Here is a 21615-nt window from a genome sequence, read left to right on the forward strand (position 1 = left end):
TTCTAGTTCACCATCATTATAAACTACTAAATTTGATAAGTTTTCAATTTTGTAAGATTTTATTTATACCCTTAAGTATGAGTTTCAAAGCATACAAGGAAAGTATATTTTTTATCAAAATTTTAATCTCAAAATTAAATAAATACTTTGAAACCCACACCTAAAAGTACAAAGAGAGAAAAAACTCTCTTTATTCTACTTGCTTAAAACTCCATTTTCATAGAAAATGCAAGATTTGTTGGATCTCCTAGCTGTTGGTTATTTGACCAGTAAACTTTATCTCCTAAATTTTGTAGAGTTAGATTAATGGTTGTAGGAAATTTATCAATTTTAGTTTTATATCTAAGTCCTGCATCATATACTGTATAAGAAGGAAGAATCTCTGTATTTGCTCCATCTCTATATGATTTACCACTATAGTGTGCACCACCAGTTATAGTTAATCCTTGTAAAAATGGTAGATTATATTCTGCATAAAGTTTTGCCATTTTACTAGCTGTCTCTGTTGGTTTTTTACCTTTAAGCATAGGATTTGTATCTTTATCTATTTCTAAATCTAAATATGTTCCTCCACCAACAATTGTTAAGTTATCAGTTACTTTTCCAGTTACTGTAAGTTCAATCCCCTGATGAATAACCAATCCATCTTGATTTACATCTACCATATTATTTGGAAGTTTTTTTTCATATATATTTGCTTTTTCTATTCTAAATAGAGCTGAACTTAAAAGTAGATTTTCAGATACTGAATATTTTGCTCCAACCTCATATTGTTTACTTACATAAGGGTCAAGAACTTTATCTCTATCAATACAATTTGCACAATTCTTTAAATTTTGACCATTTTCTAAACTTTCCATATATGTTGCATAAGTTGTTAAATCTTCAAATGGCTTAAAAATTAAAGATAATGTAGGAGTTACTTCATCTGCATCATAACCACCTGTTCTAGTTCCACTTTTATTATAATTATCTGTTTCTGTTTTAGCATAGTTAAGCCCTACTAAAGCACTCCATTGGTCATTAAATCTTATATCATCACCTATCATAAAATTAATCTTTTCATTACGACTTGATAAATATTTAGGTTTATTAGTGTCTCTTAAATATGTTGGTTTTGAAATATTATTAATTTGATTCAAAGTATAATTCCCCAAGCTCACCCATTCATAACTACCTTCCATTTCATAAGATTTTCTTTTGTTCCCTGAAGCACCAATAGTTAATGTGTGTTCAATTCCAAAAGTATTAAAATCAAAATCTGTATATATATAAACTCCATGATCTTTCGCTTTATCAGGTGACAATCTATAATACGTAAAATCATATGTTCCATTATAATTATTATTTATAAATGGTTGACTATATTCACCCTCTTTTTCAAGATAAATATATCCAGTTCTTAGTTTTATATTATCATTTACTTGCCATAATGATTTAAAACCTAATCTATCTTGCGAAATATTTGAGAATGTCCAATCAGGTGCATAACCTTGTTTTGGATCGAATTTACTAGCTAAGTCACTAGTTAAAAAAGCCGCTCCTAATTTATCAGTTTTACTTTTCTTATGAGAAGCATCAAATGTAAAAATTAAATTATCTGTAGCTCTCCAATCTAATGCTCCACTAATTAAAGTATTATCAACTTTTTGGTCTTTTATAGAAGTTTCGCCATTTTGCTTGAAAGCATTTAATCTATATGAGAATTTTCCACTTTCATCTATCTTTCCGCCTAAATCAATATGTCCATAAAATGCTTGATTGCCTGTACTTCCAATAGTTAGGTTTGTAAGTCGCCCTTGTGTTGGTCTTTTTGTTATATAGTTTACTGCACCTCCAACATATCCAACACCATATAAAAATCCTGATAAGCCATTTAAAATCTCTATTCTTTCTAAATCCTGTGCTAAAGTTGTGTAAGTACCAGATATTGGAATACCATCTAAAATTGTATTATTTGCTGCAACAAAACCTCTTATATTCATTCCTATTGACCCCCAACTTCTTGATGATGTTGGTCCATAAGTCACTTGTACAGTTGGGTTCATTTTAAAGACTTGAGATATTTCACTTGCTGTATTTTCTATTAAATCTTTTGATATTACACTCATTTGATAAGGAGTGTCTTGAAGACTTCTTTTATCCCAAAGTCCAACTCCTGATATTTCATCTACAAGATACCCTGATTCAGCACTTCCATTTTTTCCACTATTTACAGAAACATCATCTAAAATATAAGTTCCATTTATAACTTTTACAACACCTTGTTCTTTTACTATAACTATTGATTTATCATCAATTATAGCTTTTAGTCCTGAACCTTCTAAAAGTTTATCTAAAGCTTGTTGAGTACCTTCAATATCTTCTATATTATTTGTACTTTTTCTATCTAGTACCTCATCATTTGCAATATATGATAAGTTTGATTTTTTAGATATAATCTCCAATGCCTCTTTCAAAGTTTTATTTTGGATAGTATATACTTCATCGGCAAATGAGTTCATACCCAAAAGTAACAATAAACTTGAGGCAACTAATGAATGTTTTGAAAAATTCATCTCTCTTTTCCTTTCCTTTTACATAATTTAAGTTGTGAGAATTGGTATCTCTGTATATTAAACGAATGAAAATGAAAAAACGGACATCAAATTTAAAGAAATTTTGAAATTTGCTGATTTTTTGTAAGAATTTGTATTTTTATAATTAAAATAACCTATTTTATAAATATCTTTCTATATCTAAAGCACCATGAAAAATACCTAATATATCAATTGTACTATTATCTTTTATTAAATAAGCAATTCTATAATGTCCATAAAGTAATATTCTTATCTCTTTATTTTCACTATTTTCATATTCATAACCAATTTTTGGAAAAGATTTTAAGATTTGGACTTTCTGATATATTTCAGTTACTACTTTCTTAGCAACCAGTTTTTTGTCTAAAGCTATATAATCATAAATATCTTTTAGCCAAAATTCTGCTTCATTAGTCCAATTAATTTCTACCATTTTTTAATTTTATCTTTCATATCTTGATTTGAAATAATTTTGTTTTCTTTTGAATCATTTAATCCTCTTTGAATCATTCTATCAAAAGCTAACTCTTTTAATATTTCATCATAAGATGTATCTTCAGGAAGTGAATCAATAATTCTTTTTGCTTCTTGTTTAGGTGCAGTCATAATAAACTCCAGTATTTTAAATATACACAATTTTAACAAATTGATGTATATTTTAGCTTTAAGTTCGATTTATATTTTAATATATTTTTATCCAAATAAAATTAACATTAATATTTACTTCTTACCAACTTTTACAATATTTCCGTCTTTTTTTATTTTAACAGGATATATCATCTGTATAGATTTTAAAAAATTATCATAGTGCAAAGTTGAGAATTTTCCAGATATTTTTAGATTGGCTGATTTTTCATCATCAAATAGCATTTTATTGTTTGAATACCTTCCAAACATCAAACTTGCATCTTTTAAACTTGTTTTATTAAAATATATTTCATCATTTTTCCAAGAAGCTATCTCTTTTATATTTACTTCATTTTGTGTAAATCTCTTTTCATGATTATTCAAAGTAAGAGATTGTGATTTTTTCAATTTTGCCAAAGTTTGAGTTGTAAAAAAATTTGATATATAACTTACTTGAACAACTCCTTCTAAAACATTTATCATTGTATTATCATCATAATTTATAACTTCAAATTTTGTACCTAAAACTTCGATCAAAGTATCTTTTGTTTTTATTATAAATGGTCTATTTTCATCTTTTGATACTGAAAACATAGCATTTCCATCTTCTAAAATTATAACTCTTTTTGTATCATAGTAACTTATTTTTATTTGCGAATTTTTATCTAAATCTATCATAGAACTATCTGGAAGTGATACATTTAAAATCTTTTCATCAACACTTACAAGATTTTGAGAAAAATTTGGTATAAAATTTCTATTTACTTTATATCCGCCAAAGGCGATAATACAGACAAAAACAACAGAAGCTGCAAGATATTTAAAATTAAAAGTATATTTTGTTTTTATATCTTGAGATATTTCATCTTCCAACTCTTTTATAAATTCTTCATCCAAAGACAAAATATCATCTATCAATATTTTATTATCATCATAAATTTTTTTATTGTTTTCATCTTTCATCCAAGTTTCAAACTCTTTTTGTTCTTTTACAGACAATCCTTCTTTTTGTCTTATAAGATAAAAGTTTGCTTGTTGTTCTATTTCACTTAATTTCATTAATCATCTTTCGTAATATCTTCTTTTATCTTAGCAATAGCTCTAGTTATGTTTTTTTCAACAGCATTTGTAGTTATATTTAAAGTTTTAGCTATCTCTTTTCTAGTTAAATTCTTATAATAAAACATTATAAAAACTCTCTTTTGTTGTGGTGGAAGATTTTTTATAGACTCTTTTAGTTCTCGTTTTCTTATCTCTTCAAATAATATCTCTTCTGTATATTTTTCTATTTCGATAGAATGTTCTTCTTCATTATAAGTAGTTTGCAAAACCAGATTGTCTTTTCTTACCTTATCTATAACCAAATGTTTTGCAATTTGATAAAGATAAGATTTTGCAACAGTATCTGAATCTTTATTTGTTTCTAAAAATTTTGCATAAGTTTCTTGTGTCAAATCTTGTGCTAAGTTTTTATCTCCAGTAAGTCTATATATATAAAGATTTATCTCTTTGTAGTGTTCAAGCATTTCAAATATCTAGCCCTAAAGTTTAATTTTGATAACTATACTCTATCTTTCTTTATAAATATATTACTTTTTATTAGAATTTTTGATTTTTTAAATTTATATTAAAAGTTTAGAAGAGGAACTCTTATTAAATCTTAAAAGATTTAAATAAGAGTTTATATTTTATTATAAAGATATTATGCTAATTTACTAGCTACAACATCCCAATTTACAAGTTTCCAGAAGTTTTCTAAGAATTTTGGTCTTGCATTTCTTGTATCGATATAGTAAGCATGTTCCCATACATCACATGTTAAAACTGGTGTTAAACCATCAGTTATTGGACAACCTGCATTTGAAGTTGTAACAATTTGAAGTTTACAGGCACTATCTTTTACTAACCAAGCCCAACCTGAACCAAATTGTCCAATAGCTTTAGCTGTAAACTCTTCTTTAAATTTATCAACACTTCCAAAAGTATCTGTTAAAGCTTTTTCAACAGAAGCTGGAATATCACCTTGAGTTGGAGTTAAACCATTGAAGAAAAAGTCATGATTAAATACTTGTGCAGAGTTATTAAATAATCCACCCTCAGAACTTTTTACAATCTCTTCTAAACTCATATCTTCATATTTTGTACCAGCAATAAGATTGTTTAAATTTGTAACATAAGTATTGTGGTGTTTCCCATGGTGATACTCTAAAGTTTCATCAGACATAAGTGGTGCCAAGCTTGTATATGGTAATTTCATTAATTCGTGTTTCATATATTATCCTTTTTTATAAAAATTTCAAAACTATATAGAATACAATTTTTTTAATTTGCTTTGACTTAAGAATATCGCTTCTAAAAAGTTCAAATTCCCTTTTTTATATACTTCTCATAAAGATTTATTATCTCTTCTTTTTTCAACTCTCTTTGCAATTTATCTGATTCTTTTTTTATAATATCTCCAAATTTTATAGCTTCATCTTTACTTAGATTTACTCCAAAAAACTCACTTATTATAAAACTAGCTCCTCCTTTTCCTGATTGAGAATTTACTCGGATAACATTTTCATAACCTCTATTTATATCTTTTGGGTCAATTGGCAAATATGGCACATTCCAAATCTTGCTTTCACTTTGTCTATAAAAATCTATTCCTTTTTTTATAGCATCTTGATGTCCACCACTAAAAGCTGTAAAGATCATATTTCCGACAAATGGATGTCTTGGATGCAAAAAAAGTTGCGTTTTTTCTTCATACATATTTTTTACTTCATCTATTATTGATAAATCAAGTTTTGGGTCAATTCCACTTGAATATATATTAAAAGCGAAATTTATTATGTCTAAATTCCCTGCTCTTTCACCATTTCCAAATAAAGTTCCTTCTACCTTATCAGCTCCCGCAAGAACTGCCAATTCAGCTGAAGCTACTGAAGTTCCTCTGTCGTTGTGTGGATGAATGCTTATGATTAAAGCTTCACGATGATGTAAATTCTTACACATATACTCTATTCTATCTGCATAAATATTTGGTGTACAAGCTTCTAAAGTATTTGGTAAATTTATAATCATCTTATTTTCAACCGTTGGTTTTACTATATTTATAACTTCGTTACATATTTTTATAGCAAAATCTAAATTTGTTTGAGAAAAACTTTCTGGTGAATATTGATAAATTACATTTCCTTTAAAATCTTTTGTAAGTTCTACCAAATATTGAATACTTTCAACTGCCATTTGAACTATTTCATCATCACTTTTTTGAAAAACAACTCTTCTTTGAAACTCATTTGTTGGATTGTATAGATGAAAAATCCCATTTTTAACATCTTTCATAGCTTCAACACTTTTTTTAATCCACTCTTTTTTTGCAGGAATTAAAATCTGAATTGCAACATCATCTGGAATTAAATCTTCTTCGATTAATTTTCTAGTAAATTTAAAATCCGTATCACTTGCACTTGGATAACTCACCTCAATTTGTTTAAATCCTAATCTTACTAAGCTTTTGAAATATTCCAATTTTTGTTCAATTGTCAAAGGATTTTCTAAAGCTTGATTTCCATCTCTTAAATCTACACTACAATAAATTGGTGCTTTTGTTATAGTTTTATCTGCCCATTCTCTTTTAAAATTTTGAATAGTTGGGTATTGTTGATATTTTTTAAAATTCATTATTTACTCCGATATGATTTTTGTTTTTTGATTTATTTATATGATTTGATTATTAAAAAGTTTTGAGGAAGAGGAAAGGAAAAGAGATAATTTGTTTTATATTATTTACACTCATAATAAACTCCTAATATTAATTTTGTAAATTATAACTTTTAAAAAAAATAAAATCTTGTACAAAATTAACATTTAGAAAATATATTTTTTTGGTACTCTTTAGGTGTAATTTGAAAGATTCTTTTAAAACTTCTATTTAGGTGGCTTTGGTCAAAAAAACCACTATTTTGTGATACTTGAGAAATAGAAATATTTGAAGACAATAACTCTTTTGCAAGATGCACTTTTTTATTTAAAATATATGAGTGAATTGGAAGTCCAAACTCTTTTTTAAATACTCGTATTAGATGAACAACAGTTAAATTAAAGCTAAAAGCTAAGTCATCTAAAATAAATTCTTCAAGATAATTTTTATCTAAATATTTTTTGATATTTAAAGCCAAAACAGACTCTTCTTTGTAAATATTTTCTTTTTGTTCAAAAGAAAAAAACAATAAACAAAATAGATAAAATTTTTCTTCTTTTTCTATTAAAGATATTTTTTTATCAAGTAAACAATCACATAATTTTATAAAACTTTTATAGATGTTTTTTTGTTTTATTAACTCAAAAGCTGATGAGAAATCAAAATCTATTTTTTTTAAATACTCTTTATCCAAATATAAAACATATCCATCTTTTGATTCTTGGTTTAATGTTGCACAATGAGGAATTTGACTATTTATAATAGCTATTTCATTTGATTTTAGTTCACAAGAAGTATCGTTGAAAATAAGGTTTAGTGAACCTTTTTTTATTGCAGTGATTGTAAGTTCTTCGTGTAAATGCATCTTTATACAGTTTTCAATATCTTTTACATATCGCAACTCGATAAAATTTAGTTTTGAGTTTTTAAATATTGCATTTTTCATATTTTTAGCTTTTAAGTAAAATTGGAAATATTTTTCCAATTTTACTTTAATTATATTGATAAGCCTTTATTCCAAAATCACCTAAAACAGAGTAAATATGGTCAAAAATATCCGATTGAATATTCTCATAATCTATCCAAACCGTTGTTGCTGTAAAACAATATATTTCTATTGGAATTCCATATTCATTAGGAGCTAATTGTCGAACCATAATTGTCATATTTTTATTTATATTTGGATGATTTTTTAAATATGTTTCAATATATGCTCTTAAAGTTCCAATATTTGTAAGTCTTCTTCCATTTACACTAACGCTTAAATCAAAGTGATTTTTTTCATTGTAATCTTTAATTTCATCTTCTTTTTTTTGTAAATATGGAGCTAAAAGATTTGCTTTTTTAAGTTTTTGTATATCTTCTTCATTTAAAAATTTTATACTATTTATATCTATTTTTATTGCTCTTTTTATTCTTCTTCCACCACTTTCTCTCATACCTTGCCAGTTTTTAAAAGAGTCTGATACAAGGGCATAAGTAGGAATTGTTGTGATAGTTTTATCGAAGTTTCTCACCTTTACAACATTTAATCCAATATCTATAATATCTCCATCGGCTCCATATTTTGGCATTTCTATCCAATCTCCAACTTGAACCATTTTATTTGTGCTTAATTGAAGTCCAGCAGTGAAACCTAAAATAGTATCTTTAAAAACCAACATCAAAACTGCTGACATCGCTCCAAGTCCACTTAAAATAGCAACTGGTGATTTATCCATCAAAATAGAAATAATATATATAAAGCAAATTATTCCAAAGATTAATTTTATACTTTGAATAACAGTTTGCATATCAAAAAATGGTATTTTTGTTTTATTGTAAAGAGTTTTAAATATCTTATCAATCAATGAATATGTAGCTAAAAGTCCAAAAATAACTATCCAAACAAGAGAAATAGTAAGTAAAGTTTCATATATATAACCCTTTTCTATCCAAATATTTGTTTGCCAATATACAACTAAACCTTGAAAAACAAGTGCTAGTCTTTCAAAAAGATTCTCTTCCAATAAAGCTGAAGTTATCAAGTTTTTCTTTTTTTCATCAATCTTTTTTATGCTTTTTAAAATAACTTTATGTAGTACAATATGAATAGTAACTGCTGTTAAAATGATAATTAGTAAAATAGATATACTCATAGCTAAAAATGATGGCTCTATGCCTATACTATGCAAGAATTCAATTAAATATTTTTTCATATAATCTCCTAAAGGTAATTTCAGTAAAATACAAAGCCTCTAGGCTTTGTGTTTTATGCGAATGCAGGTTCTAAAAAAGGAATAATCTGTTTTTTTCTACTCAAACATCCATCTAACCAAACTTTGTTATCTACAAGTTTACAGTTAAATGCTTTTTCAAAAATAGAAGTATCTTCACTTGTTACAAGTACTTCACTTCCCTCTTTCATAATATCTGTTAAAAGTAATGCAACTGTATGTAAATTTTGCTCCTCTTTAACTTTTTTAATATCAGCCATAAGCTCATCTTTTATAGAGTCAAATACACTTCCATCTACAACTTCAAGTTGCCCAACACCTACTTTATTTCCATGCATATCGAAGTTTTTATAATCTCTCATAACAAGCTCTCGAACTGGAGTTCCTTCAACTTGAGATTTTACTTTAAACATCTCCATCCCTAAAGCACCAAAATCTTCAATTCCACAGATTTTTGATAGTTCACGAACCACTTGAATATCAATCGGTGTACATGTAGGAGATTTGAAAATTACTGTATCAGATAATATAGCACACATCATAATACCTGCAATGTTTTTTGGTATTTCAACTTTATGATAATCATACATCTCTTTTACGATTGTATTTGTACAACCAACTGGTCTTATCCAACACTCTAGTGGAGCTGAAGTTGTAATATCTCCTAATTTGTGATGATCTACAATTCCTACAATAGTTGTTTTATCAAGTTCTTGTGGAGCTTGTGCAATATCTGAATAATCAGTTATAAAAAGTTCATGACCAGCAAATGAAGTTTTTATTTCTGGAAGTTCAAAACCAAATTTTTCTAAGATAAATTTTGTTTCTGGATTCGCTTCTCCTTGACGTGCAGGAATTGCTGGTCTTCCTATCTCATTTAGTAAATGAGATAGTGCAATAGCCGAACAAATCGAATCTGAATCTGGGATAATATGCCCACATGTATATAATGCCATTATTAAGTCCTAATTTAAAATTTTATGGATTTTAGCTAAAAGTTGGTAATTTTTCTTTTAAAGTGTTTTTGAATATGTTGTATGAGCTAAATATTTTAAATAAAATATGTTTTTTATTTATAAGTTTTTGATTTATTGATATTTAGAAAAATTTAAAATAATATTATTCTAAATTCTTCTTACATTTTTCTCTAAATATGGATATTCCATATGTTTTGCTGTTGATCGTGAAACTTCTTCACCAAAATATTTTTTCACAATATAAAGTGCCATATCAATACCAGCTGAAATTCCTGCACTAGATATAATATTTCCATCTTCTACAAAATGTTTATCTCTACAAACTTTTACTTTTTTAAACTCTTCTTCCATTCTATCTAAGCTTTTCCAATGAGTTGTAGCATTAACTCCATCGAGTAATTTTGCACTTGCCAAAATAAGTGAACCTGTACAAACAGAACTTAGAAGTTCTACCTCTTTTGCTTTTTGTTTTATAAAATTTAACACTTTTTCATCATACATAAGTTTTCTTGTACCAATTCCACCTGGAACTATCAAAATATCAAGTTTTGGACAAGTTTCAAAATCAAAATCTGGTATTATCTTCATATTTCCTTTTGTAAAAACAACTTCTTTTGTAATAGATATCAACTTAACATCAAAAGGAGAAAGAGTTTCTAATCTCCTATCTTCATCTAGTCTAGTTACACTTAAAACCTCAAATGGACCAGAAAAATCTAAAACTTCTATGTTATCAAAAATAAAAATTCCAACAATCTTTTGCATAAGTTTTCCTTTATAAAAATATCAAGTTATTTTATCATAGCTTTGATATTTTAATAATATTAAATATAAAAAAATTTAAGAGTTTAAAAACTGCCCAAGTTCTCTATTTTTAGTAAGATTTTTGTAGTTTTTTACACTTCCGTGCATAGATATATAAACTCCATTTTCTATTTTTGCATTTAAAAATCCAATAGCTTGTGCAAAGTTTAATGTTGCTTCAACTTTATTTATAGACATAGGTAGCATAGCACCAGTAAAGATTATAGTTTTATCTTTTATTTTTTCATCTACATATTTTGCACTCAAATCCATAGTATCAGTTCCATGAACAACAATAAAATGGTCATTTTTAGACTCTTTTATTGTTGTTACAATCTTTTCTCTATCATCATCTGCCATATCCAAACTATCTTTTGAGATGATATTTAGAACTTCAAAATCGATATTATATGAATATTGTATTATTTCTTGAAGTGCCAAACTCTCTTTTGACACTTCAAGTTCACCAGTTAGAGGATTGTATATTTTATTGAAAGTTCCTCCAGTGTTTATAACTACGATTTTAGATTTTGTCATAATTGTGAACCATATTTCTTGGTTGTAGTAACTCTTCTAGCTCTTCTTGTGTAAATAGTTTTTGCTCCAATAAAATATCATAAACTCTTTTTCCAGTTTTTAAAGCTTCTTTTGCAATAGCTGAACTTTTTTCATATCCTAAGATTGGATTTAAACAAGTTACAAGTGTTGCTGAATTTAGAACATTATTCATACAAACTTCAGGATTTGCAGTAATTCCTTTTATACATTTTTCACCCAAACTTTCAAAAGCTCTTCTCATCATATTTATAGAGATAAACAATCTAAAAGCAATAATTGGTTCAAAAACATTTAATTGCAATTGACCATGCTCACTTGCAAGAGAAATAGTAACATCAGCACCTATTACATCAAAAGCAACTTGATTTACAACTTCTGGCATTACTGGATTTACTTTACCTGGCATGATAGAACTTCCTGGTTGAAGTGGTGGAAGATTTATCTCATTTAACCCAGCACGAGGTCCACTACTCAAAAGTCTTAAATCATTACAAATTTTTGAAACTTTTATGGCAATAGATTTAAATCTTCCAGAAATTTGGACAAAAGAACCCGTATCTTGTGTAGCCTCTATCATATCATTTGCTTTATAATACTCTGTTCCAGTAACCATTCTTAAATGTTTTATCACCAATTCTTGATATTCAGGCTTTGTATTTATCCCTGTACCTATTGCTGTTGCTCCAAGGTTCACTGCTTTTAGAGTATTTTGAGCCGTTGTAAGTCTAAAAATATCATCATCTATCATTGTTGAATAAGTTTTAAACTCTTGTCCTAAAGTCATAGGAACTGCATCTTGAAGCTGTGTTCTTCCCATTTTTAATATATCTTTAAATTCTACTGCTTTATCATGAAAACAATCTCTTAAAAATTTAAGACTATCTTGAAGCTTAAAAATTAATTCATATAAAGTGATTTTTATAGCTGTTGGATATACATCATTTGTTGATTGGCTCATATTTATGTGGTTATTTGGATGAATGATGTCATAAGAACTTTTTGGATGTCCCAAAATTTCTAAAGCAATATTTGCTATTACTTCATTTGCATTCATATTTGTAGAAGTTCCAGCTCCACCTTGAATTGGATCAACTATAAACTGGTCATGAAATTCTCCTGCAATAATTCTATCACAAGCTTGAACAATAGCATTTTTTTGAGTATCAGTTAAATCACCTAACTCATGATTTGTTAAAGCACAAGCTTTTTTTACCTTTGCTAAAGATATGATAAAATTTGGAAATATTGATATTCCAAGAGTAGTTATATCAAAATTTTCTTTTGCTCTTAAAGTCTGAACACCGTAATATTTATCAATTTCAATCTCTTTTTCACCTAAGAAATCTTTTTCTATTCTATGTAAATTTTCCATACTTTGCCTTTAAAATATTTTAAACAAAGTATAGAATAAACCTACACAAAAAAAGCTTTATTGAGAATTATTTTCTAATAAGTTCTTCTACAATTTTGATTAGATAATCAGCAGAATTTTTTGCACTAGATTGTAAAAATTCATCAAAATCAAATCCCGCATCCATATCAGCACTATCTGAGATTGCTCTTAAAATAAAAAAAGGTACATTTAAAGCATCACAAACAACAGCAACACTAGCACCTTCCATCTCTAAAGCATCGGCTTTAAAAGTGTTTTGTATAAAATCTTTTCGTTCAGTTGAGTGAACAAACTGGTCACCAGTTGCAATAGTACCCTCAATTACTTTTAGATTATTTTGGATTGCTACTTTTTTTGCAACTTCTCTTAAATGTTTTGTAGTTTCAACAAAAACTTTTCCACCTGGAACATAACCATTAGGATGCCCAAAAGCAGTAATATCCAAATCATGTTGGCAAAGTCTATCAGCAATTATGAGATCACCAATTTTCAAATTTGGATTAACAGCTCCTGCAACTCCTGAAAAAAGTAAAGTATCACAAGAGAATTTTTCTATCATAGTTAAAGCAGTTAAACTTGCATGTACTTTCCCAATTTTTGAATAAGCTATTACAATATCAAGACCTTTATAATTTACTTCATAATATTTATTATTTGCAAACTCTACAATATTTACTTTATCAAAATAAGATAAAAGAGGTTCAATTTCCTCTTCCATAGCTCCCATAATTGCTAATTTAGTCATTTAATTCACCTATTACTGCTTCAAGCGTTGCCATATCAGAAACATTTAAAGTTGGTTTATCCGTAATTTTTCTGTTTAAACCTTTTAAAACTGCTCCATTTCCAAATTCAATAAATAAATCAACTTTATTACTATTAGCTTTTATTGATTGCTTATATTTTACTGGACTTACAAGTTGAGAAGATAAAAGTTCTATAGCTTCATCTTTCGTTGTATAAGCTTCAGCACTTACATTTGCAATAACAGAAGCAAACTCATCTTGTAAATACTCTTGTAAATATGGTTTTAAGTTTTCAACTGCACTTTGTAAAAGTTCGCAATGTGATGCAACGCTCATATCAAGAACCAATGCTCTTTTAGCTCCTGCAGCTTTAAAAGTATCAACTAAACTTTCTAAATCAGCTTTAACTCCTGCAAGAACCAATTGCCCATCCATATTATAGTTTGCTGGCCAAACTTTTTTTCCATTCTCTCTTTGCTCTTTACATATGTTTTCAACTATCTCATCATCAATTCCAACTAAAGCCATCATACCAGCACCACCACCACTACAAGCTTCATTCATAAAAGTTCCTCTTTTATTCACAAGCTCGATTGCATCTAAATAATCGATCCCTCCAGCAGCAACTAGTGCAGTAAATTCTCCTAATGAATGACCTAAAACAAATTCTGGTTCAATCTCACACTTTTCTTTAAAAATTGCAAGTGCAATGGCACTTACAAGTAAAATAGCTGGTTGAGTAAATTCAGTTTTTCCTAAATTATTATTTTCTTCAAATAAAAGTTTTTCAAAATCAATATTTAATCTTTGACTTGCTTTTTTTATCATATCTTTTGCAATTTCACTATTTTCAAAAAAATCTTTACCCATTCCAATAGTTTGACTACCTTGTCCAGGGAAAATAAAAGCAACTTTTTTCATAATAAAACCTTTTTTTTAATTTTGATTAAAAACCATCTTTAAAGACTCAAAATTAAGCCCTTAAAAATAGTTTTGCCCAAATGTAAAACTACACTTGGGCAAATTCTAAACTATTTTTCTCTAAAAATTAGTGGCAACCACATCCACCATGAGAGTGTCCATGACCAGTTCCACAACCACCACCGTGTGAATGTCCATGGTCATCTCCAGTTCCACAACTTCCTCCTCCACAACAACCACCTGCCATTGCAGCCATTCCACCTACAACACCAGTTTGAATCTCTTCATCTGTTGCATCTCTTAAACTTAATATAGCAACACTAAACATTAAAGTTCTTCCAGCCATTGGATGATTGTAATCAATAGTAACTTCGTTATCATCGAATGATTTAACTACAACTTGAACAGTTTCTCCATGTTCACCTGTTCCATATAAGCTCATTCCTTCAACTAATTCTATTCCAGCAAATTGCTCTTTTGGTAAAGTTTGCACAGCCTCTTCGTTATACTCTCCATAAGCATCTTTTGCTTCAACTAAAACATCTGCTTCTTCATTTGCTGACATATCAACTAATTTATTTTCTAATCCAGGTATAATTTGACCTTTTCCAGAAATAAATTCTAAAGGTGCTTGACCTACATTAGTATCTAATTGTTCACCAGTTTTTGCATCTTTTAATGTATATTCTATACCTATTACTTTATTTGACATATTTTAATCCTTTTATAATTTTGATAAATTTGTTTTCGCAGTTTTAGCTTCTGAACTGTTTGGATAAAGTTCTATTAAAGTACTATAAAAATTTTTAGCATTTTCTTTATCTTTTGCATTTTCAAATGATATTCCACTATTTAATAATAGCGATGGCATATAAGAAGCTTTATCATTTAACATAGCTGATTTCTTATAATATGTTATCGCTTGATCATATTTTTTTCTTTTAAACCACATTTCACCTAAATAATAGTTATTCTCAGCTGGTTTATAATTTAACTCTACAAGTTTTTCAAACTTAGGTATAGCATTTGTATATAATTTAGAATCATATTCTTTTTTAGCTTCTGCCATAAGGCTTGCTCTAGATTCAGCAGTTTTTAAGTCACCAAATCCTGAAGATGTTGTATCTGTTGTAACATTGCTATTTTTAGTTTCTTTAACATTTGTAGGTGTAGTTTGCGGTGTTTTAATCCCCATAGCTTTTTTTACAGCCTCAAACTCCTCACGAGTAACAAATTGCTGCATATTTTTCTCTAATTCATTAGATGAAACATATTCTGCATTTATTTTATTAACTAATGTTGTCAATTTTGTAATAGCAGTTTTCAAATTGTCTAAATCTGATTGATTTAAATTTGAAGCTGGCTCGTTAGAAGCTAAATCTGAAGATTGATTTAATTTTAAAGATAAATCATTTAATTTTTTTGAATCACCTTCATATGTAGACTCTAAGCCCTCTAATCTTAGATTAATAGATCTAACTAATCCATTAACTTCATCAAGTTTAGAAGATAAATCACTTATATTTGATTGATTTTTTAAGATATGTTTCTCAGTAGATGTTAGTCCATAAGAACTGTTTGACTTTGCTCCTCCATAAACCGAAACCTCTTCGGCTACGGTTAATGAAGATATTACTAATAGTAATGGTAGAATTTTTTTCATCAAATTATTTTTCTAATTCGTGCTCAACTCTTCTGTTTTCTGCCCAACACTCTTTAGTTTTTTCAGTACAAACTGGATTGCTCTCACCTAAAGAAACCATAGTAATGTTAGTTGAAACACCATTTGATACTAAAACATCTTTTACAGCATTAGCTCTTTTTAAACCTAAAGCATAGTTATATTCATCACTTCCCCACTCATCTGTGTTTCCAAATACTTTAATTGTAGTATCTGAAGAAACTTGAGATAATTTAGAAGCGTTGTTTACAGCTTTTTCTTTATTTGATGAAGTTAAATTATATTTATCAAAATCAAAATAAACATGCTCAATTAAAACTTTTTGACCATTAATCATATAATAGTTACCATTTCCTGCTCTCTCTAATAAAGTACCATCTTGAATTGGTGCCTCAGTAGCTACAGACTCAGATGGAGCAACTACATCATTTACATCAGCATTTTTTTCACTACAACCAGTAGTAAATAATAGAGCTGAAACTAAAACTGAATAAAGACCTAACTTTTTCATTATTTTTCCTTAAAATAAAATTTTCAAGAAATATTACTAAAGTAAAACTTAATTATTGTTTAGTTTTTTTATATTTTTAAATAATAATGAGGGTTTAAATAGGAAAGGAAGATTAAGTATTAATCTTCCTAATTTTTTACCAGTCTATAGATTGAATTCTTTTTCCAGAAAGGGGAAATAAAAACGATTTATTGTGTTCTAATCTAATAATTCCAATAGAACTTGATCCTTCTGTTTTTATGAATAATACACTTTCTCCATCAGCAGAAAATTTTGGAAATTGATTTATTCCACTAGAAGTTAATCTTTTTAAACTATCCGATCTTGTAGATATCAAATATAAATTAAAACTTTTACCTAATTCATTATTAGCATCTCTACTACTAAAAATAACATTATTCCCATGAGATGTAACAGAAGAGTTATTATTACTATGGAAAACCATTCTTTCAACAGCATTAGAACCAATAGATTGTGCAAAAATATTTGGGTTTCCTAATCTATCAGAAACAAAAACAATTTTTGAGTCATTTTCAACAAATTGTCCTCCAACATCAATTCCACTATATTTTGTGATTTGAGTTTTTGATTTTGTTTTTGTATTGTATAAGAAAATATCTGGTTGTCCATTTGGAGATGCAGTTACTAAAATTTTAGAACCATCAGCATTTACATCTGAACAAGCAAGCATCCCATCAGAATCCATAATAACTTCTTTACTTCTATTATAAATATTTAACTTAACTAAAGTTGGTTTTTTATAATTGTAAGAAGTATAATAAATTGTTTTTTGCTCTTTATCAGCCCATTTAGGGAATATATTCAAACCACCAGTTACAACTCTTTTTTTATAAGTTAAAGTATAATCTCCAATCATAATATCAGCTTTATTAGCTCCATCATAAACTGAAAAAACTACAAATTTATCCATCCAAGCAATACTAGGAGCTTTAAAATGGTCATTTATTGAAATTGCTGTTTTATGTGCTAAAAATACAAATCTTTCTTCTAACGATGTTGTATAATTTTTTTCTAAAATTAAAGCTCTTGAATTTATATCATAAAGCTTTGTCATTAATGTATAATTTCCATTTGTCTCTTTTTTAGCAGATAAATTAACATATAGGTTTACTCCTTGATTAGATAAGCCTAATATATCTGGTAAACTATCATATGCTGTTATACTAGAAACATTTGATACTTCAAAATGCCCACTCACATTGAAATCATCTGATAAAGCTTTTTTAATTTTACTTAAAGTATTTTTTTCTAGCGAATCAGGTGCAATTGAAACCACAACTTTTGGTAAAGTCATACCTTTTTTTACAATATCTAAATGCCCATCAACCTCTGCAAAAAGTGAACTTAGCATTAAAGATATAACTAAAAATATTTTTAACATAATTTTATCCTTCAAATTTAAAATCAACTGAATATCTTACACCTTTTCCATTAGGTGGAATAGGATACATTACTCCTGTTTGAGTATCTAAATACGTTCTTAAAGCTTCATTATAAGCTTCATCTGTTGATTTTTTTTGGAACTTATAATCAAACTTTCCATTTTCATCAACCATTACAATTACTCTTACCACAATTTTTGTATCTTGTGAAATTGGAGCTCCTGCTTGTAGTATTTCATAAAGTTTACTACCATAATCATCATTTGCATCACCTTTAGCAGAACTTTTAACTTTAGAATCTGTTGCAGTTTTCTCATCTTCCAATAATTTGTCTATTTTAATATTTGATGATTTTTTCTCTTTTTCAAACTTAGACTTAAATCTTTTTGGATCAATAGATTTTTCAACATTATTAACCTCTTCTTTTACAACTTTTGGAGCTGTTTCCTTAACATTAGCAAATAAAGATTTTAAATCTAGTTTTTTTTCATTTGAAGCTGAAGTAGATTTTTCAACTACCTCTTCTTGCTTAATAATTTTTTCTACTTTTCTTTCTACCATTTTCTTTTCTGCTATTTCTTCAATCATATCCAATTCAATAGTAGTAGAACTAGGAGTAATATTTATAGCATCTTTATTTGGAGTAAATATATAAAACATTACAAGAAAACATATTAAAAAATATATTGTAAAAGCAATAATACCAGAAAAAATAAAATAAGAATTATTTTGCATCTTTACCCATCTGTAACTAAAGCAACTTTAAAAAAACCTGCTTCTTTAACTGATTTTAATACATAAATAATATCATCATACTTCAAACCTTTATCAGCCCTAATATGAATAGGTGTATTTTGATCTTTTCCTCTTGAAAATAGTAAAAAACTATCTGCAAAATTAGATATTTCAACTTTATTTTTATTTAATGTAACTATTCTATCTTTTGTAATAATAATATCTATTTTTTGAACATCTTGAACTTGTTGTGACCTACTTCCCGTTGGAAGGTTAATAGGTTCTTCAAACTCAATAACAGGAGCTGTAACCATTAATATTGCTAATAAAACTAGCATTATATCAACTAAAGGAGTGATATTTAAATCTGGTTTTTGATTAAAATCAAACACTATTTACCCTTTAGCCACTAAGATTTCTGATTGTGCTTTTAAAAAAATATTTAATTCATAAATTTTTCTTGAAAGAATTTGATGGAATGTATAAGCAAAAATTGCAACAAAAATACCTGCAGCAGTTGCAACTAAGGCTTCACTAATAGCAGGAGCTATAACAGAAAATGAAACTTTAGATTCATTTGCAAACACAGCAAATGATTCCAATATTCCAACAACCGTTCCAAAAAGACCAATAAATGGAGATGTCGAAGATATTATAGCAAGCCAAGATAAACCAACGCTTGCATCTTTGATAATACTAATCTCACATGCATGTAAAATTTCTTTAGATGTAGAACCATTTGAACATTGGTTAAGTAATGATAATGGAGAAAATCTTCCTTGTCCTGATGTTAGCATTTCTAAAGATCTCTTCTCATTTGATAATAATCTATTTATTGCACTATTTCTATACAAAAATATCCAAAAAATAGCTACTGTATACGCTGACAATAGCGCTAAAACTATATAAGTTATAGCGCTACTATTTGCCAAATAATTTAGTAATGTAGAAATCATATTTTTTATGCAAATGAGTTGATTTTTGCTTCAACTGCAGCTAAAGATATATTAGAATCTTTTACAGAATTAACTAATTCTTTTGCTGCTTCAATATTTTTTGCTATTTCTGAATCTTTTCCAGAAGTTAATGCAATAGCTCCATCAACTAATACATCAACTGATTTTTCATCTACCTTAACATGTCCCCAATTGATGGCAACAGCTTCAATAGAATCAATCTTTTCAATAACAATCACACCAACATTTAAAGTTGATACTAATGATGAGTGTCCTGGAAGAACTCCAAACTCTCCCTCTTTTCCAGGGAGAGTTACACTTTTAACACTATCATTAAAAATCATTCCTGTCGGAGTAATGATTGATAATTTAATTGTATCCATAAGTTCTTTCCTTAATGGTTTTTATTATTTCATTTTCTCAGCTTTTGCTAGAACCTCATCGATTCCACCAACCATATAGAATGCCATTTCAGGGATGTTGTCATATTTACCATCTAAAATTCCTTGGAATCCTGCGATAGTATCTTTTAATTCAACATATTTACCTGGACTTCCTGTAAATACTTCTGCAACGAAGAATGGTTGAGATAGGAATCTTTCAATTTTTCTAGCTCTTGCAACAACAAGTTTGTCATTTTCCGATAATTCATCCATACCAAGAATTGCAATAATATCTTGCAAATCTTTATATTTCTGTAATACAGATTGAACACCTCTTGCTGTATTGTAATGTTCTTGTCCAATAATATCAGCACTTAAAATTCTTGAAGTAGAATCTAGTGGATCAACTGCTGGATATATACCTTTTTCAGCAATTTTTCTGTTTAGAACTGTAGTTGCATCTAAGTGAGCAAAAACAGAAGCTGGTGCAGGGTCAGTTAAGTCATCTGCTGGTACATAAACAGCTTGAACTGAAGTAATAGAACCTTTAGATGTAGAAGTAATTCTTTCTTGTAATTTACCCATTTCTGAGGCAAGTGTTGGTTGGTATCCAACAGCTGAAGGAATTCTTCCTAAAAGTGCTGACATTTCAGAACCAGATTGTGCAAATCTAAATATATTATCGATAAACATAAGAACATCTAGTCCTTTTTCATCTCTAAAATATTCAGCCATTGTAAGACCTGTTAATGCAATTCTATTTCTCGCACCTGGTGGTTCACTCATTTGACCATAGCACAGTGCAACTTTGTCAAGAACGTTTGAGTCTTTCATCTCATGATAAAGGTCATTTCCTTCTCTTGTTCTTTCTCCAACTCCAGCAAATACTGAATAACCAGAGTGTTTAAACGCAACGTTATGGATTAATTCCATAATAATAACTGTTTTTCCAACTCCAGCACCACCAAATAGTCCAACTTTTCCACCTTTTGAATAAGGCGCTAAAAGGTCAACAACTTTGATACCTGTTTCAAACATTTCTGTTTTTGTTGATTGCTCTTCAAATGTTGGAGCTGATCTATGAATTGACCATCTTTCTGTATCAGCAGGGATAGCAGAACCTTCATCAACTGGGTCACCAATAACATTGAAAATTCTTCCTAAAACTGCCTCACCAACTGGAACTTTAATAGGTCCTCCTGTAGCAATACACTCTTGACCTCTAACTAATCCTTCTGTCATATCCATAGCAATAGTTCTAACTCTACTATCACCAATGTGTGCAGCAACTTCTAATACTAATCTATCTTTAGTAGCATCAGCTAATGTAACATCAATAGCTTCGTTAATTTCTGGTAAGTATCCATCAAACTCTACGTCTACAACTGGACCCATTACCTGAATAATTTTACCTTTCATACGGGCAACTCCTTA

General features: G+C 28.3%; 24 protein-coding genes. All 24 read right to left on the reverse strand.

The window, feature by feature from the left end; genetic code table 11:
• Window positions 1–203 precede the first annotated feature (203 nt).
• The 24 genes from ACNSOS_RS03665 to atpD all read right to left on the reverse strand — a co-directional run bounded on the left by ACNSOS_RS03665 (window position 204) and on the right by atpD (window position 21600).
• Window positions 204–2558, reverse strand: coding sequence for a TonB-dependent siderophore receptor (locus ACNSOS_RS03665; protein WP_418185982.1), 2355 nt, complete (start codon window positions 2556–2558; stop codon window positions 204–206).
• A 160-nt stretch (window positions 2559–2718) separates the two neighbouring features.
• The gene (locus ACNSOS_RS03670; RefSeq protein WP_418185983.1) at window positions 2719–3012 is read right to left on the reverse strand and encodes a type II toxin-antitoxin system RelE/ParE family toxin; all 294 of its coding nucleotides are present in this window, start codon (window positions 3010–3012) and stop codon (window positions 2719–2721) included.
• The gene (locus tag ACNSOS_RS03675) at window positions 3006–3185 is read right to left on the reverse strand and encodes a hypothetical protein (protein ID WP_418185984.1); all 180 of its coding nucleotides are present in this window, start codon (window positions 3183–3185) and stop codon (window positions 3006–3008) included. Before ACNSOS_RS03675 ends, ACNSOS_RS03670 begins: the two co-directional genes overlap by 7 nt.
• A gap of 114 nt (window positions 3186–3299) precedes the next feature.
• The gene (locus ACNSOS_RS03680) at window positions 3300–4265 is read right to left on the reverse strand and encodes a FecR family protein (RefSeq protein WP_418185985.1); all 966 of its coding nucleotides are present in this window, start codon (window positions 4263–4265) and stop codon (window positions 3300–3302) included.
• A complete protein-coding gene (locus tag ACNSOS_RS03685) occupies window positions 4265–4732 on the reverse strand; it encodes an RNA polymerase sigma factor (protein ID WP_113894384.1) in 468 nt (155 codons plus the stop codon). Before ACNSOS_RS03685 ends, ACNSOS_RS03680 begins: the two co-directional genes overlap by 1 nt.
• A gap of 176 nt (window positions 4733–4908) precedes the next feature.
• Window positions 4909–5478, reverse strand: a complete 570-nt coding sequence (locus ACNSOS_RS03690) for a superoxide dismutase (protein WP_113894383.1) — start codon at window positions 5476–5478, stop codon at window positions 4909–4911.
• 89 nt (window positions 5479–5567) lie between these two features.
• Window positions 5568–6878, reverse strand: a complete 1311-nt coding sequence (locus tag ACNSOS_RS03695) for a 2-isopropylmalate synthase (RefSeq protein ID WP_418185986.1) — start codon at window positions 6876–6878, stop codon at window positions 5568–5570.
• A 179-nt stretch (window positions 6879–7057) separates the two neighbouring features.
• Window positions 7058–7843 (reverse strand): helix-turn-helix domain-containing protein, encoded by a 786-nt coding sequence (locus tag ACNSOS_RS03700; RefSeq protein ID WP_418185987.1) that lies wholly within the window; start codon window positions 7841–7843, stop codon window positions 7058–7060.
• A 46-nt stretch (window positions 7844–7889) separates the two neighbouring features.
• Window positions 7890–9095, reverse strand: a complete 1206-nt coding sequence (locus tag ACNSOS_RS03705; protein WP_113894380.1) for a mechanosensitive ion channel family protein — start codon at window positions 9093–9095, stop codon at window positions 7890–7892.
• A gap of 53 nt (window positions 9096–9148) precedes the next feature.
• A complete protein-coding gene (locus ACNSOS_RS03710) occupies window positions 9149–10069 on the reverse strand; it encodes a manganese-dependent inorganic pyrophosphatase (protein WP_418185988.1) in 921 nt (306 codons plus the stop codon).
• A 168-nt stretch (window positions 10070–10237) separates the two neighbouring features.
• Window positions 10238–10855, reverse strand: coding sequence for a DJ-1/PfpI family protein (locus ACNSOS_RS03715; protein ID WP_418185989.1), 618 nt, complete (start codon window positions 10853–10855; stop codon window positions 10238–10240).
• A gap of 75 nt (window positions 10856–10930) precedes the next feature.
• Window positions 10931–11431, reverse strand: a complete 501-nt coding sequence (locus ACNSOS_RS03720; RefSeq protein WP_418185990.1) for an asparaginase domain-containing protein — start codon at window positions 11429–11431, stop codon at window positions 10931–10933.
• A complete protein-coding gene (gene aspA / locus ACNSOS_RS03725) occupies window positions 11418–12824 on the reverse strand; it encodes an aspartate ammonia-lyase (protein WP_113894376.1) in 1407 nt (468 codons plus the stop codon). Before aspA ends, ACNSOS_RS03720 begins: the two co-directional genes overlap by 14 nt.
• A 67-nt stretch (window positions 12825–12891) precedes the next feature.
• Window positions 12892–13590, reverse strand: a complete 699-nt coding sequence (locus ACNSOS_RS03730; RefSeq protein ID WP_418185991.1) for a 5'-methylthioadenosine/adenosylhomocysteine nucleosidase — start codon at window positions 13588–13590, stop codon at window positions 12892–12894.
• The gene (fabD, locus tag ACNSOS_RS03735; RefSeq protein WP_418185992.1) at window positions 13583–14512 is read right to left on the reverse strand and encodes an ACP S-malonyltransferase; all 930 of its coding nucleotides are present in this window, start codon (window positions 14510–14512) and stop codon (window positions 13583–13585) included. Before fabD ends, ACNSOS_RS03730 begins: the two co-directional genes overlap by 8 nt.
• A gap of 127 nt (window positions 14513–14639) precedes the next feature.
• On the reverse strand, window positions 14640–15224 hold the full coding sequence (locus tag ACNSOS_RS03740) for an FKBP-type peptidyl-prolyl cis-trans isomerase (RefSeq protein WP_113894373.1): 585 nt from the start codon (window positions 15222–15224) through the stop codon (window positions 14640–14642).
• A 12-nt stretch (window positions 15225–15236) separates the two neighbouring features.
• The gene (locus ACNSOS_RS03745) at window positions 15237–16175 is read right to left on the reverse strand and encodes a tetratricopeptide repeat protein (protein ID WP_113909732.1); all 939 of its coding nucleotides are present in this window, start codon (window positions 16173–16175) and stop codon (window positions 15237–15239) included.
• A 4-nt stretch (window positions 16176–16179) separates the two neighbouring features.
• Window positions 16180–16704 (reverse strand): OmpA family protein, encoded by a 525-nt coding sequence (locus ACNSOS_RS03750; protein ID WP_113894372.1) that lies wholly within the window; start codon window positions 16702–16704, stop codon window positions 16180–16182.
• A gap of 136 nt (window positions 16705–16840) precedes the next feature.
• Window positions 16841–18106: a Tol-Pal system protein TolB gene (gene tolB, locus ACNSOS_RS03755; protein ID WP_418185993.1), complete on the reverse strand. Its 1266-nt coding sequence runs from the start codon at window positions 18104–18106 to the stop codon at window positions 16841–16843.
• Window positions 18107–18110: 4 nt separating this feature from the next.
• A complete protein-coding gene (locus ACNSOS_RS03760) occupies window positions 18111–18842 on the reverse strand; it encodes a TonB C-terminal domain-containing protein (protein ID WP_418185994.1) in 732 nt (243 codons plus the stop codon).
• Between the two features lie 2 nt (window positions 18843–18844).
• A complete protein-coding gene (locus ACNSOS_RS03765; protein WP_113894369.1) occupies window positions 18845–19234 on the reverse strand; it encodes a biopolymer transporter ExbD in 390 nt (129 codons plus the stop codon).
• 3 nt (window positions 19235–19237) lie between these two features.
• Entirely contained in the window at window positions 19238–19798 is a 561-nt protein-coding gene (locus ACNSOS_RS03770; RefSeq protein WP_418185995.1) for a MotA/TolQ/ExbB proton channel family protein, read from the reverse strand.
• Window positions 19799–19803: 5 nt separating this feature from the next.
• Window positions 19804–20181, reverse strand: a complete 378-nt coding sequence (atpC, locus tag ACNSOS_RS03775) for an ATP synthase F1 subunit epsilon (RefSeq protein WP_113894367.1) — start codon at window positions 20179–20181, stop codon at window positions 19804–19806.
• Between the two features lie 24 nt (window positions 20182–20205).
• Window positions 20206–21600: a F0F1 ATP synthase subunit beta gene (atpD, locus tag ACNSOS_RS03780; RefSeq protein ID WP_418185996.1), complete on the reverse strand. Its 1395-nt coding sequence runs from the start codon at window positions 21598–21600 to the stop codon at window positions 20206–20208.
• Window positions 21601–21615 lie beyond the last annotated feature (15 nt).

The sequence above is a fragment of the Aliarcobacter vitoriensis genome (genome assembly GCF_048320235.1).
Classification (GTDB): Bacteria; Campylobacterota; Campylobacteria; order Campylobacterales; family Arcobacteraceae; genus Aliarcobacter; species Aliarcobacter vitoriensis.

What these genes read in the sequence shown, in the direction of transcription:
- ACNSOS_RS03705 (WP_113894380.1), bottom strand. Translation starts at nt 9,095, where the DNA reads ATGAAAAAATATTTAATTGAATTCTTGCATAGTATAGGCATAGAGCCA.
- aspA (WP_113894376.1), bottom strand. Translation starts at nt 12,824, where the DNA reads ATGGAAAATTTACATAGAATAGAAAAAGATTTCTTAGGTGAAAAAGAG.
- ACNSOS_RS03770 (WP_418185995.1), bottom strand. Translation starts at nt 19,798, where the DNA reads ATGATTTCTACATTACTAAATTATTTGGCAAATAGTAGCGCTATAACT.
- ACNSOS_RS03695 (WP_418185986.1), bottom strand. Translation starts at nt 6,878, where the DNA reads ATGAATTTTAAAAAATATCAACAATACCCAACTATTCAAAATTTTAAA.
- ACNSOS_RS03750 (WP_113894372.1), bottom strand. Translation starts at nt 16,704, where the DNA reads ATGAAAAAGTTAGGTCTTTATTCAGTTTTAGTTTCAGCTCTATTATTT.
- ACNSOS_RS03670 (WP_418185983.1), bottom strand. Translation starts at nt 3,012, where the DNA reads ATGGTAGAAATTAATTGGACTAATGAAGCAGAATTTTGGCTAAAAGAT.
- ACNSOS_RS03710 (WP_418185988.1), bottom strand. Translation starts at nt 10,069, where the DNA reads ATGGCATTATATACATGTGGGCATATTATCCCAGATTCAGATTCGATT.
- ACNSOS_RS03730 (WP_418185991.1), bottom strand. Translation starts at nt 13,590, where the DNA reads ATGACTAAATTAGCAATTATGGGAGCTATGGAAGAGGAAATTGAACCT.
- ACNSOS_RS03675 (WP_418185984.1), bottom strand. Translation starts at nt 3,185, where the DNA reads ATGACTGCACCTAAACAAGAAGCAAAAAGAATTATTGATTCACTTCCT.
- ACNSOS_RS03760 (WP_418185994.1), bottom strand. Translation starts at nt 18,842, where the DNA reads ATGCAAAATAATTCTTATTTTATTTTTTCTGGTATTATTGCTTTTACA.
- ACNSOS_RS03665 (WP_418185982.1), bottom strand. Translation starts at nt 2,558, where the DNA reads ATGAATTTTTCAAAACATTCATTAGTTGCCTCAAGTTTATTGTTACTT.
- ACNSOS_RS03720 (WP_418185990.1), bottom strand. Translation starts at nt 11,431, where the DNA reads ATGACAAAATCTAAAATCGTAGTTATAAACACTGGAGGAACTTTCAAT.
- ACNSOS_RS03745 (WP_113909732.1), bottom strand. Translation starts at nt 16,175, where the DNA reads ATGAAAAAAATTCTACCATTACTATTAGTAATATCTTCATTAACCGTA.
- ACNSOS_RS03700 (WP_418185987.1), bottom strand. Translation starts at nt 7,843, where the DNA reads ATGAAAAATGCAATATTTAAAAACTCAAAACTAAATTTTATCGAGTTG.
- atpC (WP_113894367.1), bottom strand. Translation starts at nt 20,181, where the DNA reads ATGGATACAATTAAATTATCAATCATTACTCCGACAGGAATGATTTTT.
- ACNSOS_RS03690 (WP_113894383.1), bottom strand. Translation starts at nt 5,478, where the DNA reads ATGAAACACGAATTAATGAAATTACCATATACAAGCTTGGCACCACTT.
- ACNSOS_RS03685 (WP_113894384.1), bottom strand. Translation starts at nt 4,732, where the DNA reads ATGCTTGAACACTACAAAGAGATAAATCTTTATATATATAGACTTACT.
- tolB (WP_418185993.1), bottom strand. Translation starts at nt 18,106, where the DNA reads ATGTTAAAAATATTTTTAGTTATATCTTTAATGCTAAGTTCACTTTTT.
- ACNSOS_RS03740 (WP_113894373.1), bottom strand. Translation starts at nt 15,224, where the DNA reads ATGTCAAATAAAGTAATAGGTATAGAATATACATTAAAAGATGCAAAA.
- ACNSOS_RS03680 (WP_418185985.1), bottom strand. Translation starts at nt 4,265, where the DNA reads ATGAAATTAAGTGAAATAGAACAACAAGCAAACTTTTATCTTATAAGA.
- ACNSOS_RS03715 (WP_418185989.1), bottom strand. Translation starts at nt 10,855, where the DNA reads ATGCAAAAGATTGTTGGAATTTTTATTTTTGATAACATAGAAGTTTTA.
- atpD (WP_418185996.1), bottom strand. Translation starts at nt 21,600, where the DNA reads ATGAAAGGTAAAATTATTCAGGTAATGGGTCCAGTTGTAGACGTAGAG.
- fabD (WP_418185992.1), bottom strand. Translation starts at nt 14,512, where the DNA reads ATGAAAAAAGTTGCTTTTATTTTCCCTGGACAAGGTAGTCAAACTATT.